Origin of the sequence: Desulfitobacterium chlororespirans DSM 11544 (assembly GCF_900143285.1) — a bacterium.
Classification (GTDB): domain Bacteria; phylum Bacillota; class Desulfitobacteriia; order Desulfitobacteriales; family Desulfitobacteriaceae; genus Desulfitobacterium; species Desulfitobacterium chlororespirans.
Map to the genome: position 1 here is coordinate 64,472 of NZ_FRDN01000015.1, position 13,776 is coordinate 78,247.

Here is a 13,776-nt window from a genome sequence, read left to right on the forward strand (position 1 = left end):
CTTGAGAAAATCTAAAGTAGGATAGTGACGAAAGGGAGGCTGTTTCAATGAGTGAAGAAAAAGATATGTCAAGAAGAAAGTTTTTAAAATCCGGTATTCTGGCGGCGGGAGCTTTAGCTGTTGGCACAAGCATCTTTCATACCCAAGTGGCGGAGGCTGCCCAATTGCCGGAAGGGGAGCATTGCGCACCACCAAGTTTTCCCTACCCTTATGTACAGCTGGACCCGGAAAAAGCCAAGTTGGACGGCTATGCCGGCTATGGCAAATCGAAATGTTCCTATGGTGCCTTTGAGGCGGTTATCGGTCAATTAAGAGAAAAGATCGGTTATCCCTACACCCATGTCCCTACTCAGGTTCTGGGCTGGGGCGGTACCGGCGGCGGAGGCTGGGGTACCCTGTGCGGCGCCCTGATCGGTGCGGCTACGGCCATTAACTACACCATGCCTAAGAGTGATGCGGATAAAGTGGTCAGCGAATTGTTCGGCTGGTATTGCGACTATGCTTTCCCTGAATTTATGCCGGAAGCAGGCAAGGCTTTGGAATATGAGGGGCCTATCGAAAAAAGTGTCGCCAAATCACCTCTCTGTCACGTTTCCGTGAGCGTGTGGTGTGATACCAGTGGTCTCAAGGCTGAGAGCAAGGCCAGAAGTGAGCGCTGCGCCCGCATTACGGCAGATGTAGCCGCTAAAGCCGTGGAGCTTTTAAATCAATTCCATAGCAAGAATTTCAAAGCCGTTTATAAGAATGAAGTGGTGGATGACTGCATGATCTGTCATGGTAAGGGACATTCTTTGGAAAATACCCGGGGCATGATGGACTGTGAACAATGTCATACCGATGTTGATCCCAATAATCTGGTCGATCATATTAAGCGAAGCTGGGATCTGCTGTAGTACTATGAGCGGTGGATATTCGTATTCGTCGGATATTCTTCGCCGATGATGGACATATGGAATCTAAAAATTACGGAGTCTGAAAGCCAAAATAGAGGCCAATAGCCAAAGTCGTCCTCTCTCCACGAGTAGTGGGGGAGGACGGCTTTTTTGATGAACATCAACGAAAAAAGCTGCCTAGCCAATAACCTAAATAGGCAAGGGCAATTCCGCCACCGTAGGTGATGGTCGTATAAAGTATAAATACTCGATGCTCCTTTTTTAATTGCAGCTGGGCCATTTCCAGTTTTAGTGTCGAGAAAGTAGTAAATGCGCCTAAGAAACCTGTTCCCAGCAAGAGTGTTGTTGCCGTACTTAGATTGGCCCCGATTATGGCTCCTAAAAGAAATGCTCCGGATAAATTTACAGTTAGCGTGCCTATCGGTAGTTTTTCGCCATTTAATTTCTTGCTGAAGAAATAACGAAAAATTGCTCCGAAGAACCCGCCCATACCAACCAAAAGGATATGTGATGCCATCACGATTCCTGCACCTCTTTACTTACATTTAAACCTAAGTGGCTCATTGCTAATCCCCCAAAGAGGCTCATTACTACGTAAACCATACCTAAAAAGTTATTTCCATCCTGAAATAACCTGAGCGTCTCGACACTCAGGGCGGAAAAGGTTGTAAAAGAACCAATGAACCCTGTTCCTATTGCTGTAGAAAGATGTGGGGATAGGCGGGCTTTCTTGAATACATGGCTTGTCAGCCAGGCTAAGAGAAAGCTCCCCAACAGATTTATGGTTAAGGTTGCAAAAGGAAACAGACTATCTGCAAGTAATAAAACGCTGATTAAATATCTGAGAATTGCCCCTAACATTCCCGCGATACCTATCCATAAGTAAATCATGCTCAGCTCACTCCTCAAATATAAAAAGACTCCTGCCAGCAATAGATTACCAGCAGGAGTCATCAGCCATTCGGCGGTTAAAGGCGAACTCCATCGCCTATCTAGTTCATGGTGATATTATATACTTTATTTTATTAAAAAGAAAGCGGTTCTATAAAAACATTGCTGCAATGCATAGGAAACAGGAATGTGAAGAACACTAAAAGATGTTTGTTTAGAAGGAGGTGGCGAGCCAGTCCATGAGCTTTGGAGATAAGTTTACAAAGTGGAGCAGTATTATAGCTACGGTTGGAACCTGCATTTTGGCACTTACCGCCACGATTACTGTTACAGTTACGCTCAATGCCTGGAAAATTGATCGTGAATCTTCACGCCCTTACTTATCCCTGCGGGAGTCACCTCAGGTTGAATTGAAATCCGGTCTGCGCTTAGAGTTCAAATTCAGTAATGTAGGAATTCATCCTGCAGTGAATTTGGCCAGCCGAACCATAGTTTTTGCGGAAAAATTGCAAGACAAGCCCATTCATAATGAACCCAATTACTTAGTGAATGAAATCCCTCAAGACATGAGCTCCAGTTTAGTGATTGCGTTGGATCCTTATGAAGTGGATATCAGCGAGCCTGATGTAAATCCCTACTATATTGTCCTGCACCTGGAGTATGTTGATCCCATCATCAATCAGCAGTATCAGCAAACCCTCTATTACCGGTGGAGCGGCATCAAGGGAGGAGAGGGTCAGCCCGTAGTTCATGTGGAAGTACGCGAGAAAGAGAATATCATCAATTACTTTGCAGCCCAGAGTATAAACATGGATCTATAGACATCTTGGCAATCAAGATCAGATGTATGGCTAAAAAAGATGTGTTATTAAAAGAAAGGCGGGAACTCAAAGGTTAAGTTGAGTTCCCGCCCTGTTTTCGGAGTATTCTCTCAGAATGGCTCTCCTATTAATCCATCATAAGGATGCAATAAACTTCCACGGGACCGTGAACACCGATGGAAAGATCCATCTCAATGTCTGAGGTGCGGCTTGGTCCGGAGATGATTTCAATAGCAGCCGGGATATCTGTTCCCATAAGTTCATCCAGGACCTGGTCGAGACTGTCCCTGAGGAAGGAGGCCGGGATAAAGGCCAGATGGCGAATGGGCACCAGGCTGACGGCCCGACCCCGCTTGGCACTGCTTTTCAAAACGAGAGATCCGGATTGGGCTATGCCGAAGTCGGCTCCGGTAATGCCTAACTCCATCTTATCCATGATGGCGTTGCGTTCCGGGGCAGGAAGGTCAGCATAGGAACGGGCCGGCCAGCCCAGCTCTTCCAAACAGGCGCGGGCCATAGTAGGGAGCTCATTCCAGACCACAATGGAGTTGGGGTTAAGCCACTGAGGGCTTTCACCGAACCACTCCCGCAAAGCCAGGGCCGCTTCTTTAGCGGTAGAAGCTTGCACGGCTTTACCGCCCATGGCTTCATACATTTTCATGAATTTATCAATCCGTTCCTCTTGGGAGTCCAGCCGGTAGAGGGGGAATTTAAGCTTGATAGGTTCTACAGAGGTTGGAGTGGGACGTCCCAGTTTTTTAGCGATATTGGCGATAAATGCTTGACGATCACTCATTATTGATCACCTCGCTGCATAGTTTTTAGTTCCTTCTCCAACTCCGGCCATTGATCCCGGAACATTTGCTTGGCTACAGGGGGTAAGGTCTTGCTGTTGGTCCAATTGCTGAGCGGCGGCGGTCCTGAGGCAATTCTGCCGTTGCGCATGAGGATAAATTGGAATTTCGAGCCTAAGTGGACAAATTTGCTGAGTGTCTTTGGGTGGGAGAAGTAATAGCCATAGTATTTGAATATCTTCTTTTCCACACCCGAAGTATAGCCTTTGAGCACCTTGCGGTCCCGATGCTTGACGATTAAATCCTGGAGTGGAATCCGTACCGGGCAAGCTTCGGAGCAGGCCGCACAGAGAGAGGAGTAGTAGGGGAGATGTCCCCATTTCTCATAATTCTGTTCCAAGAGGGGAGTAATGACGACGCCGATGGGGCCTGAATAAACAGAGCCGTAAGCATGTCCGCCAACCTGGCGATAAACGGGACAGACATTGAAGCAGGCTCCGCAGCGGATGCAGCGCAGTGATGAGCGGAAATCCTCATCTCCTAAGATTTCCGAGCGATTGTGATCAAGAATGACCAAATGCCATTCCTTAGGTCCGTCGAGATCTCCTTCCTGCTTGGGAGGTGTAATCATCGTGGTGTAGACCGAGAGGCGCTGTCCTGTGGCGCTGCGGGCCAGCAGGTTAAGAAGAACGCTGAGCTCTTTATATGAAGGGACAATCCGCTCCATCCCCATCATGGTGATTTGTACCTCGGGCAAGGTGCTGGTCATCCGGCCGTTTCCTTCATTGGTAACCATAGTAATGGTTCCTGTATCCGCAACGGCAAAGTTACAGCCGGTTATCCCGATTTTACTGGTCAGGAATTTTTCCCGCAGCTGTTCCCGGGCAAATTTGGTCAGGGTTGGGGTATCTGAATCCAGTGGATGTCCGGCTATGGGCTCGAATAATTTGGCAATTTGGTCGCGGTTTTTATGCATGGCCGGAACGATGATGTGTGAAGGGGGTTCATTGGCGATCTGGATAATATACTCCGCTAAATCAGTCTCAACAACTTCAATACCGTCTTTCTCCAGGGCGGGGTTAAGGTGAATTTCTTCCGTAATCATGGATTTGGATTTGATCACTGATTTGAAGCCATGCTTTTGGAAAATCTCCTGAACGATTCTTACGCCATCTTCCGGCGTTTTGGCCAGATGAACGTGGCCACCGTTCTTTTCTACATTTTCAATGAGCATGTCAAGGTAGTAATCCAGGTTTTCAACGACGTGGTTACGGATTCTTTCTCCCACCTGGCGCCATTCTTCCCAGTTCCCCAGCTCTTCTGTAATAGCCAGTTTATTGTTTCTCAGCCTATCCGTAGCCCGGCGGGTTGCCTTGCGCAGAAAATCATCTTTAAGAGCTTTATCTAAAGCGGCATCAACGTCATAGTGATTATCCAGTGACATAGTTACATCCCCTTTCCGAGCAATTGAATGACATGCATAGCCGGAATGGAGCGGCCGTGCTTCTCCATATAGCCGGATATATTCATAAGGCAGCCCATATCCAATCCAGTCAGAATATCGGCACCGGAGGCCAAAACATGTTCAGCTTTTTCGGCGACCATGGCCTCGGATATTTTGGGCATCTTAATGGAGAAAGTGCCGCCAAAGCCGCAACAGAGATGAGCTTCCGGCAAGGGGAGTATCTCTAAGCCTTGTATGTTCTCCAGGATAGCCATAGGCTCATCACGAAGCCCCAAAAGACGGGTGGCATGACAGGAAGGATGATAGGTGACCTTAGCCTGATAACGGGCACCGAGATCCGGGGTTTTAAGGACATTGACCACGAATTGGGTGAACTCATAGCTTTTGTCGATCAAGTCTTTGGCTTTTTTGGCATACACAGGATCATCCTTAAATAAGGCGGGATAATTGTGATGGATCATGCCGATACAAGAGCCGCTGGGAGCTACCACGACTTCACTGTTTTCGAAAGCATCAATGGTCGCCCGGGCTACTGTGCGGGTATCGTCCATGTAACCGGAATTAAAGGAGATCTGGCCGCAGCAAAATTGCCCTTCAGGAAAGTCTACAGTATGCCCTAAACGGGTGAAAATTTTGGCCATGGTTTCACCAAGATCCGGAAACATGGTGTCCCCGAGGCAGGTAATAAAGAGCGAGATTTTCATGAAAGCTACAGTCCCTTCATTTGAAGCTTGATTTCCTAAGTTTCTTCTATTATGGCATGAATTATTTGGATTTATCCACCCAGCACGGGAACATTGGGTTCTTCATACCAAAGGCAGACGAGATGGGTTTGACCTGTACTTTGAGTGACATTGACAATTTTGACCCAGCGATTATCCTCCAGCCATTGATTCAATTCCTGCTCAAGAAGTCGTGGGTCGGGAGAACTGATCGCCTTAACCTTCACAAGTGAACTCCTTTCTTAATCATCATCTTTTTTGTGTACGCAGAATGTTAAAGTAAATCCTGAAAGCATTGCTTTCAAATTTTGTTTGCTTGGCAAGGCTATATTCTTCATTATTATATCAAATTGGGAGATATTACTAAAGTTTTTTGTATGATTTAGGGGAAAATAAGCTTGAGGTGATAAGAGATGCCTAGAAAAAATGGCAATAAACCCCAGAAGGAAGAATTAAAGAAAATAGAATTAACCCTCAAGAATATTCAGAAAAACGAACAATTTCTTGCCGAGAATGCCGAGGAACTTTCACCCCATCAATTAAAAGATGTGCGAAAACACTTAGATGCCAAGAAGAAGTTTCTGACCGAGACAGACGGAACGATTAAATACTAAGAATAAAGAGCGGGATAACCGCTCTTTATTGCATCATTAGCACCTATGTCCCCAAATGGTAAGAGGTATCCTTGCGGATACCTCTTATCAGGTTAATGTACGGTTAGATGCGGGTTCCTCTTTTGAGGTTTTCTTCTGCAAACTGAATCATGCGTTTGGTCATCATGCCGCCGACAGATCCGTTTTCACGGCTGGTGCGGTCACCGCCCAATTGAACGCCGAGTTCATTTGCGATCTCATACTTGAATTGATCCAGTGATTGTGTGGCACCTTGAACTGCTGGTTGATTAGTACTTCTTTCTCCTGCCATTTTAGGGTCCCTCCTTAAGTTTTTGTATTTGTTAGTGAGACGGTCTTATTATCTGAATCAGCAGGAGAAAATAAACAGGTAATTGTTGGTTTAATCAGCAAAGAACAACTATTAATGCCAATAACAGGAGAATAAGCATCATGTTAATAGATTATGACTCATCATCCTGGGAACATACCCGTACTGCTTCCTCAGCCAAATAGTCTTCGGATACGATTTTGATAAATCCAGGATAATAAGTATCAAAGGTTTGCGCACCGTTCCAGATTAGATTAATAAGCTGTTCCTGGGAAGGCTCTGAATTGGCTGAATCCAGGTAAGTCCGAAAGCGAATTTCGCCATCATCCATATCCATTTCAAAATTGCCGATGGCAAGTTCATAATTAATCCGATTCATGAAGTTGCAGACTTCTACGCGCTTGGCAAAAGGTATTTTCTGCTTGATATGTGTATTGCAAAGCAGAGATTCCTGCTCTTCATCGACAATAATGAAAGAGACGAAATCACAGTTAATACCGCGAATTTCTAAGCGAAACAACTCGTTCTTTTGATCATAGTCAAATTTCCAACAGTCCTTCTTCAGGGTATTATACAGAACTTCATAGAGCATCATAGCAAGTCCCCCTCCTTTACCCATAGTATTTCCACATGTTTAGGGCGATTCCTGCCGGGTTAAGATGGGTAAAAAGCAGAAATCCTGTCCATCGGAGTCAGATTGATTCCTTTTTTCGCAGAATTTATTATGTTATAATAAAATGCTGTTCAGCGCTATGGAGCGCTCGATAATGAATGAAGAGATCTTAGTTGATCCTAATTTATAGAGTAAGGAGCAAACCTTGTGAGCATATCCCTTGAAAAACAAATCCGTTTCCGGAAAACATTTGCTATTATCTCCCACCCTGATGCAGGGAAGACCACACTGACTGAAAAATTGCTGTTGTTTGGGGGAGCTATCCATCTGGCAGGGAATGTTAAGGCCAGAAAAACCCAACGCTATGCCACTTCAGACTGGATGGAACTGGAGCGGCAGAGGGGAATCTCGATTACCTCCAGCGCCATGCAGTTTAATTATCAGGGGTTTGTCATTAATATTCTGGATACTCCGGGTCACCAGGATTTCAGTGAAGATACCTATCGCACTTTAACCGCTGCCGACAGTGCCGTGATGCTGATCGATGCGGCGAAAGGTGTGGAGACACAAACCATTAAGCTCTTTGAAGTCTGCAGACGCAGGGGGATTCCCATTTTTACGTTCATTAACAAGATGGACCGGGAGGGCAAACACCCTATCGATCTGATGGATGAAGTGGAGAAAGTTTTAGGCATCGAAGCCTATGCCATGAATTGGCCCATCGGCGGCGGAGCTGATTTTAAAGGAATTTATGACCGGCAAACGGGTCAGGTGGAGTGTTTTACCGACGGGCTGCGCAAAGGCCATGATGATACACGGCAAACAGGTCATATTGATGATCCTGGGATCAAGGAATGGATCGGGGAGGATTTGCTGCAGCGCCTCCGGGAGGAAATCGAGCTTTTGGATATGGCCGGGAATGTCTTTGACCAGGAGCGAGTGGATCGGGGGGAAGTAACTCCCGTGTTCTTTGGGAGCGCTTTGAATAATTTTGGTGTACCCAATTTCCTGGATAGCTTCTTGAAATTAGCACCGGCTCCCGCACCGCGACAATCCAACCTGGGTGTTCTAGAGCCGGCAAGTCAACAATTCGTGGGCTTTGTCTTTAAGATTCAAGCCAATATGAACGCCATGCATCGGGACCGTATTGCTTTCATTCGCATCTGCTCGGGCAGATACGAACGGGGAATGAATGTCATTCATAATCGGACCCATCGCAAAATGAGGCTGGCTCAGCCTCAGCAGCTCTTTGCCCAGGAGCGGACCATTTTGGACGAGGCATATGCCGGAGATATCATTGGGGTTCATGACAGCGGAGTACTCCGCATCGGTGATGTTCTGGCGGAAAAGGATGGTATTGAATTTGAGGCTATGCCGTTTTTCAGTCCGGAAAACTTTGCCCGGGTCAGCATCGCCAATGCCTTGAAAAGAAAGCAATTTATCAAGGGAATACAGGAGCTTCAAGAAGAAGGGGCCATCCATGTTTTCCGGGATTTGAATATTGGGGTAGAGGCTCCCGTGATCGGAGTCGTGGGCCAACTGCAGTTTGAAGTCCTGGAATACCGTCTGCGGGATGAGTATGGAGTAGAGGTCCAAATCAACAATTTGCCTTACGAAATGGTTCAATGGATACCTAAGGACGAAGAAAAGATTCGTATTCTTAAGGAATCCAGCATGAGTATGGTGGTCTTGGATCAGGATGAAAATTATGCTGTCCTGCTTCTGGACAAATGGAAGGCTAATTGGTTAAGCGAGCGCTATGGGGTAGAGTTTTATCCGCAGCCGCTCAGGGAGTAAAAGCTTTTTCAAACCAAGCCGCAAACATCCATGCTATAATGAGATATAACGCATCGGGAGAGGGTGTAGGTATGGAGGAGCAGGGGAAGGGGTTCTTCAAGGTCTACGATGGCCAGGAGCTGGAAAAGCAGGAATTGATGAGTGCATATATAGGGAAAAATGTGGATTATTATCTGCACAAATGGCATAAGGCCGCTGCTCCGGAAAAGGCGCTTTCCTGGAATTGGGCTGCTTTCATTTTTGGTGCTTTTTGGGTTGGCTATCGCCAAATGTACGCCTACCTGGCTCTTTTGGTAGGGATGATGCTTGCTGCGGACTTGGCTTACATTTACGTCCTGGGATGGGAGCCCGATATGCGGATAACCATAGGGATATCCTTGCTCATGGGCGTCTTTGGCAATGCATTGTATTATCGTCACATTCGCCGGAAATTAGCCCAACTGAATGAAGAGGGCATTGAACCTGAAGAAATCCACAGGAGGGCGGCTGCGGACGGAGGCCCTAATTGGCGGGGGATTTTGGCTACATGTCTTCTGCTTTTTCTTTATAACTTTATTCTGGGCTATTTGACATCTTTATAGAGATAAGTAATCCATAGTTAAGGGAGTATCGCTGGAAAGCTGCTTTTTCTAGTAGCCGGCGATACTCCCTTTTTGAAAGTTTAGATTTAAGAATCTGCTTTACAGGGCTTGCCAAATTCGTAATCGATTACGAATTTAGCGCAAATATGGTCCCAGCCTTCTAAAATACGCGCTTTGCCCCAATGAAATGGGATTGCCAATAGGAACCCATGGTATAGATGGTTACTCCTTTTGAGCTTGAGGCATTAATGAACTGTCCATTTCCCAGGAAAATCCCCACATGATCGATGACTTTATCACCATCCAAGGAGAAGAAGACCAGGTCTCCGGCCTTGAGGTTGCTGTAAGAAACGGCTGTGCCCACATTATATTGATCACGGGATACCCGTGGTAAGGAAATGCCATGCTGAGCGAAGACGTATTGGGTGTATCCGGAGCAGTCAAAGCCGCTGGTCGTGGTGCCGCCCCAAACATAAGGCACTCCGATATATTTTTTGGCCGTGTTGATCACGGCAGTGGCTTTGGAGGTAGTGCTTGATGTGCTGGCCTTGGCGGTAGTGCTGGAGGCGCTGGCTTTGACGGAAGCTTTGGGTGCGCTGGCGGTACTTTTACTTGTATCGGAAGACTTCTTGACAGAAGTGGCAGAAGAGCTGGAAGCAGTGCTTTTCGGGGCTTGTGAGGGTGCAGAGCTGGACTGAGAGCCACGGGAAATTTCACCGGTTGCGGCTCCAGTTGCGGCTCCAGTTGCGGCTCGTCTGTCGGTGTCGGCCTTGGCCAGTTCTCTGGAGGCCCGGACAGCTTCAAGATCGCTTTCGACAGTATCGCTTTGAGGAGCAAGGGCCACTTCCTCAGCCCAAGCCAGCTCTTGAGCTGTACTGGGCTCTGCCATGGTCTGGGGGTAAGCAAAGAAGGCAGTGGCGAAAAATCCCAAGGATAGAATAGAAACGGAAAGTTTATTGATAAATTTTTTCATAAAGTTCTCCTTTCAAAGCAAACGATTCAAAAGTAAAAGACAACCCATCACAATCTGACAGGTTGTCCTCAGTATAAGATAATTTTTTCACGATGTCCTTAGAGGAAATTTGGTTCTATCACCAGGTTTTATTAAGGCGTGGAATTATTTTCCGCTCAAGAGAAATTGCGGTACGCCTAATTTGGGATGATGAACTTGAACTAAATCCGTTTTATAGACCTGGGTTAACGTTTCTTCCCGGAGCACGTCTTCTTTTTTACCCCAGGTAACGATTTCCCCTTGATCGAGCAGGAGAATCCGGTCGCAATACTGAGCCGCTATATTTAAGTCGTGCAGGACCATAATCACAGTGATGCCCAACTCGTCATGCCACTGGCGGACATGATCCATGACTAAGCATTGGTGGCCAATATCCAAATAGGTGGTGGGTTCATCCAGGATGAGTATCCGGGGTTCTTGAGCCATAGCCCGGGCCAGAGAAACCAGTTGGCGCTGACCGCCGCTTAGGGTGCTGACTTTTTGGGAGCGTTTAGGCCCAAGATTGAGTTTAACGAGTATGTTCTCCACCACAGCCCTGTCATGGGAGCTCAGGTCGGCAAAGGGTTTTAACCAGGGATAGCGCCCCATGGATACGATCTGCTCTACGGTAAAGGGCAGGGCAGGGGTACCCTCCTGCTCCAGAACGGCAATTTGGCGGGCCAGCTCTTTTGAGGTATGGGAGGAAAGTGGTCTGTCCATCAACAGAACCTTACCGGAACTAGGAGGCTGAAGGCCGCTGATGGTACGGATCAGAGTCGATTTACCGCTGCCATTGGGGCCGATAATGCCAAACATATCTCCCTGGCTGATGGCAAAGGAAAGGTTCCGCAACACAGCAAAGGAGCCATAATGTTGATTAAGGTTCTGAATCTCGAACAGGTTCATCCTAACCCCTCCTTAAACCACTTTTTAACAGATATGCGAAAAAGGGTGCGCCCACAAAGGCTGTAATCGCTCCGATGGGAATCTCCTGAGATTGGAGCAGGGTTCTGGCCATGGTATCCGACCACAAAAGGAAGATTGCTCCCGCTAAAGTAGACACCGGCAAGAGGATTCGGTGGTCAGGTCCCACGAGGAGGCGCATGAGATGGGGAATGATCAGGCCGACAAAGGCGATGATCCCCACCATGGAGACTGCGGCCGTGGCCAATAACGAACCGACGATGAGAATGGCAATTTTCTTGCGCTCCACGTTGATTCCCAGGTGAGTTGCTGCTCTTTCCCCTAAAGCGATGACATTCAGCTCCCGGCTTTGCAAGAGAAGATAAGCCAAGCCGAGCAGAAAATAAGGGAGAAGGATCAGGACATTCTGCCAGCTGCTGTTGGCGAGACTGCCCATCATCCAGAAAATAATCTGCTGCATCTGCTCGCCGGAAACGGCAATCAGAAGAGAGAGAAAAGCGCTCAACAAAGCCTGCACTACCACACCGGCCAGGATTAAGGTTTCCCGCTCAAACTGACCATGCTGTCTGGATAAAGAGAAGACAAAGGCCAGAGAAATAAGCCCTCCGGCAAAGGCGAAGAGAGGCAGGGCCGATTGACCGAAGAAAGAAAAGCTGCGAAAAAAAAGGATAGCGGAGGCGGCGCCAATGGCAGCTCCGGAAGAGACCCCCAAGATATAGGGATCAGCCAAAGGATTGCGCAGAATCCCTTGAAAGGCCACTCCCGAGGTTGCCAGCATGGCCCCAACGATGAGGGCTAAAAAGACCCGGGGCAGGCGCAGATTCCAAACGATGGATTCCTGGGCTGAGGACCAGCTGTGGTCAAAGCTCAAAAAAGGCAGATGGTTTAAAATGATCTTCCAGGTCAGATGAAAAGGCAGGGAGACGGAGCCGGTCATCACACAGATGACAACGGAAAGAAGCAGGAGCAGGGATAAGCCCAAAATCCAGGGTATGCTTTTGGGGAAAGTTCGGGAATTCATCTTTATGTTATCCTCCTTAACTTCAGTCAATAAGCTCTCTCCCCATACGGATGATAAGACCACCCTTGCCAAGGGCTGAAGAGTCAGAAACGCTCCGGATAAAGGGCTTTAGCGATGGTCTCCAAGCCGTCGACGATCCGGGGACCGGAGCGGGTCACCATATCGCTGTCCAGATCGTAAATCCGGTCATTGCTGACAGCATCGATGGCTTGCCAAGCCGGACGGCCGGCGATGGTGGCCTTCACATTATCCATGTAGTAGGAGTAGGTGCTCAGGATGACCTGAGGGTTCTTCTCAATCACCTGCTCCTCGCTGTATTGTGCCCAATCTTGAACATCACTTGCGATATTGATGCCACCTGCTTTGGTGATGAGTTCGTTAAGAAAGGTTCCTGCACCGGCGGTAAAAAGACCTGGATCCACTTCAATCCATACCCTGACCCGAGCAGATTCCTTGATGGCCTCTACTTTATCGGCAATGGCTTGTTCCTTTGCTTTCATTCCCTGGAGCACAGCCTGGGCCCGTTCCTGAGTATTGGTAATGTATCCCAGTTTTTCGATGGTTTGATAGGTGCTTTCCAGACTTTGGGGGTTTAAATGAGCTACAGGTATCCCCAAGCTGCGCAGAGAGTTAACAAAGCTGTCCTTATGCATTCCTGTCAGGACCAAATCCGGTTTGAGCTCAATGAGCTGCTCCATATTGGGGTTTAAACTGTCTTCAAAAATATATTCTGCGTTCCCCTGAATACCCACCGGATAATTATCGTACACAGTTAAGCCGATCAGCTTGCGATCCAGGCCCAGGGCGCTTAAGATCTCTGTGGAGGGCGGGGCCAGACAGATAATGCGTTGAGGTTCTTTTTCCAGAGTGGTGGCCACACCCGTATCATCTGTGTAGGTTAAAGGGTAGCTTGCAGCCTGGATGGTATCTTGCCCGGAGGGCGCTTCAGGAGGAGCGGCACCTTGCTGTGGGGATGAATTGCAGCCGCTGAGCAAAAGTAAGGTCACCCATAGGGTTATCAGCAGGGTGAGTGCCTGTTTTTTTCTATTCATTTTTGTGCTCCTTTCGAGTTGGGGTGGAAAGATCAAGAAAAACCTTTTATCGCCAGGATAAAAGGTTTTTGCTGCATTAGTGAATTCTTGCAGCGCCTCTATCCTGTCCTCGAGGAAGGTCGCTGATGATTAGGCAGGTTCCTGACTAAAAGTGATCACTCACTCAATTCACAGTGGCGGGACCGTGCCGGAATTGAACCGGCTTCCCTTTTAACTCTCTCCCGAAAGGATTGAGTACCTAATTCTATTGTATTGAATTAAGACAATTA

General features: G+C 47.5%; 17 protein-coding genes and 2 riboswitches. Of the genes, 5 read left to right on the plus strand and 12 right to left on the minus strand.

Going from position 1 to position 13,776, the window contains the following annotated elements; translation table 11 throughout:
- The first annotated feature begins 47 nt into the window (after positions 1 to 47).
- Positions 48 to 893 (plus strand): C-GCAxxG-C-C family (seleno)protein, encoded by an 846-nt coding sequence (locus tag BUA14_RS21690; RefSeq protein WP_072774515.1) that lies wholly within the window; start codon positions 48 to 50, stop codon positions 891 to 893.
- A 160-nt stretch (positions 894 to 1,053) separates the two neighbouring features.
- Here the strand turns inward: BUA14_RS21690 and crcB (BUA14_RS21695) are convergent, their stop codons facing one another.
- Together crcB (BUA14_RS21695) and crcB (BUA14_RS21700) are read right to left on the minus strand one after the other, a co-directional pair.
- Complete coding sequence (gene crcB / locus BUA14_RS21695) at positions 1,054 to 1,410, minus strand: fluoride efflux transporter CrcB (protein ID WP_072774516.1); 357 nt, start codon at positions 1,408 to 1,410, stop codon at positions 1,054 to 1,056.
- Complete coding sequence (gene crcB, locus BUA14_RS21700; protein ID WP_072774517.1) at positions 1,410 to 1,784, minus strand: fluoride efflux transporter CrcB; 375 nt, start codon at positions 1,782 to 1,784, stop codon at positions 1,410 to 1,412. Before crcB (BUA14_RS21700) ends, crcB (BUA14_RS21695) begins: the two co-directional genes overlap by 1 nt.
- Before the next feature lie 46 nt (positions 1,785 to 1,830).
- A riboswitch (Fluoride riboswitch) is annotated at positions 1,831 to 1,891 on the minus strand.
- A gap of 132 nt (positions 1,892 to 2,023) precedes the next feature.
- Here crcB (BUA14_RS21700) and BUA14_RS21705 point away from each other — a divergent pair.
- A complete protein-coding gene (locus BUA14_RS21705; protein WP_072774518.1) occupies positions 2,024 to 2,605 on the plus strand; it encodes a hypothetical protein in 582 nt (193 codons plus the stop codon).
- A gap of 127 nt (positions 2,606 to 2,732) precedes the next feature.
- Here the strand turns inward: BUA14_RS21705 and BUA14_RS21710 are convergent, their stop codons facing one another.
- From BUA14_RS21710 to BUA14_RS28110, 4 genes are all read right to left on the minus strand, one after another.
- Complete coding sequence (locus BUA14_RS21710; protein WP_072774519.1) at positions 2,733 to 3,401, minus strand: LutC/YkgG family protein; 669 nt, start codon at positions 3,399 to 3,401, stop codon at positions 2,733 to 2,735.
- Positions 3,401 to 4,843 carry a LutB/LldF family L-lactate oxidation iron-sulfur protein gene (locus BUA14_RS21715; protein ID WP_072774520.1) on the minus strand — a complete coding sequence of 481 codons (1,443 nt, stop codon included), beginning with the start codon at positions 4,841 to 4,843 and terminating at the stop codon, positions 3,401 to 3,403. Before BUA14_RS21715 ends, BUA14_RS21710 begins: the two co-directional genes overlap by 1 nt.
- A gap of 2 nt (positions 4,844 to 4,845) precedes the next feature.
- Positions 4,846 to 5,568, minus strand: coding sequence for a (Fe-S)-binding protein (locus BUA14_RS21720; RefSeq protein ID WP_072774521.1), 723 nt, complete (start codon positions 5,566 to 5,568; stop codon positions 4,846 to 4,848).
- A 71-nt stretch (positions 5,569 to 5,639) separates the two neighbouring features.
- A complete protein-coding gene (locus BUA14_RS28110) occupies positions 5,640 to 5,813 on the minus strand; it encodes a hypothetical protein (RefSeq protein WP_005812755.1) in 174 nt (57 codons plus the stop codon).
- Positions 5,814 to 5,999: 186 nt separating this feature from the next.
- Between BUA14_RS28110 and BUA14_RS21725 the strand changes: the two genes are divergently transcribed.
- The gene (locus BUA14_RS21725) at positions 6,000 to 6,200 is read left to right on the plus strand and encodes a hypothetical protein (RefSeq protein WP_072774522.1); all 201 of its coding nucleotides are present in this window, start codon (positions 6,000 to 6,002) and stop codon (positions 6,198 to 6,200) included.
- A gap of 103 nt (positions 6,201 to 6,303) precedes the next feature.
- Here BUA14_RS21725 and BUA14_RS21730 read toward each other — a convergent pair whose 3' ends face one another.
- Positions 6,304 to 6,510 (minus strand): alpha/beta-type small acid-soluble spore protein, encoded by a 207-nt coding sequence (locus BUA14_RS21730; RefSeq protein ID WP_005812750.1) that lies wholly within the window; start codon positions 6,508 to 6,510, stop codon positions 6,304 to 6,306.
- 151 nt (positions 6,511 to 6,661) lie between these two features.
- On the minus strand, positions 6,662 to 7,123 hold the full coding sequence (locus tag BUA14_RS21735) for a YbjN domain-containing protein (RefSeq protein WP_072774523.1): 462 nt from the start codon (positions 7,121 to 7,123) through the stop codon (positions 6,662 to 6,664).
- A 225-nt stretch (positions 7,124 to 7,348) separates the two neighbouring features.
- On the opposite strand from BUA14_RS21735, the gene BUA14_RS21740 reads away from it, so the two are divergent.
- Both BUA14_RS21740 and BUA14_RS21745 read left to right on the plus strand, forming a co-directional pair.
- Entirely contained in the window at positions 7,349 to 8,938 is a 1,590-nt protein-coding gene (locus BUA14_RS21740; protein ID WP_072774524.1) for a peptide chain release factor 3, read from the plus strand.
- 71 nt (positions 8,939 to 9,009) lie between these two features.
- On the plus strand, positions 9,010 to 9,519 hold the full coding sequence (locus BUA14_RS21745; RefSeq protein ID WP_072774525.1) for a DUF2628 domain-containing protein: 510 nt from the start codon (positions 9,010 to 9,012) through the stop codon (positions 9,517 to 9,519).
- Positions 9,520 to 9,679: 160 nt separating this feature from the next.
- Here the strand turns inward: BUA14_RS21745 and BUA14_RS21750 are convergent, their stop codons facing one another.
- From BUA14_RS21750 to BUA14_RS21765, 4 genes are all read right to left on the minus strand, one after another.
- Complete coding sequence (locus BUA14_RS21750) at positions 9,680 to 10,492, minus strand: C40 family peptidase (RefSeq protein ID WP_072774526.1); 813 nt, start codon at positions 10,490 to 10,492, stop codon at positions 9,680 to 9,682.
- Positions 10,493 to 10,636: 144 nt separating this feature from the next.
- Positions 10,637 to 11,416, minus strand: coding sequence for an ABC transporter ATP-binding protein (locus BUA14_RS21755; RefSeq protein ID WP_072774527.1), 780 nt, complete (start codon positions 11,414 to 11,416; stop codon positions 10,637 to 10,639).
- Between the two features lies 1 nt (position 11,417).
- Positions 11,418 to 12,455, minus strand: coding sequence for a FecCD family ABC transporter permease (locus BUA14_RS21760; protein ID WP_072774528.1), 1,038 nt, complete (start codon positions 12,453 to 12,455; stop codon positions 11,418 to 11,420).
- An 83-nt stretch (positions 12,456 to 12,538) separates the two neighbouring features.
- Positions 12,539 to 13,507 (minus strand): ABC transporter substrate-binding protein, encoded by a 969-nt coding sequence (locus BUA14_RS21765; protein WP_072774529.1) that lies wholly within the window; start codon positions 13,505 to 13,507, stop codon positions 12,539 to 12,541.
- 115 nt (positions 13,508 to 13,622) lie between these two features.
- A riboswitch (cobalamin riboswitch) is annotated at positions 13,623 to 13,764 on the minus strand.
- Positions 13,765 to 13,776: the final 12 nt, after the last annotated feature.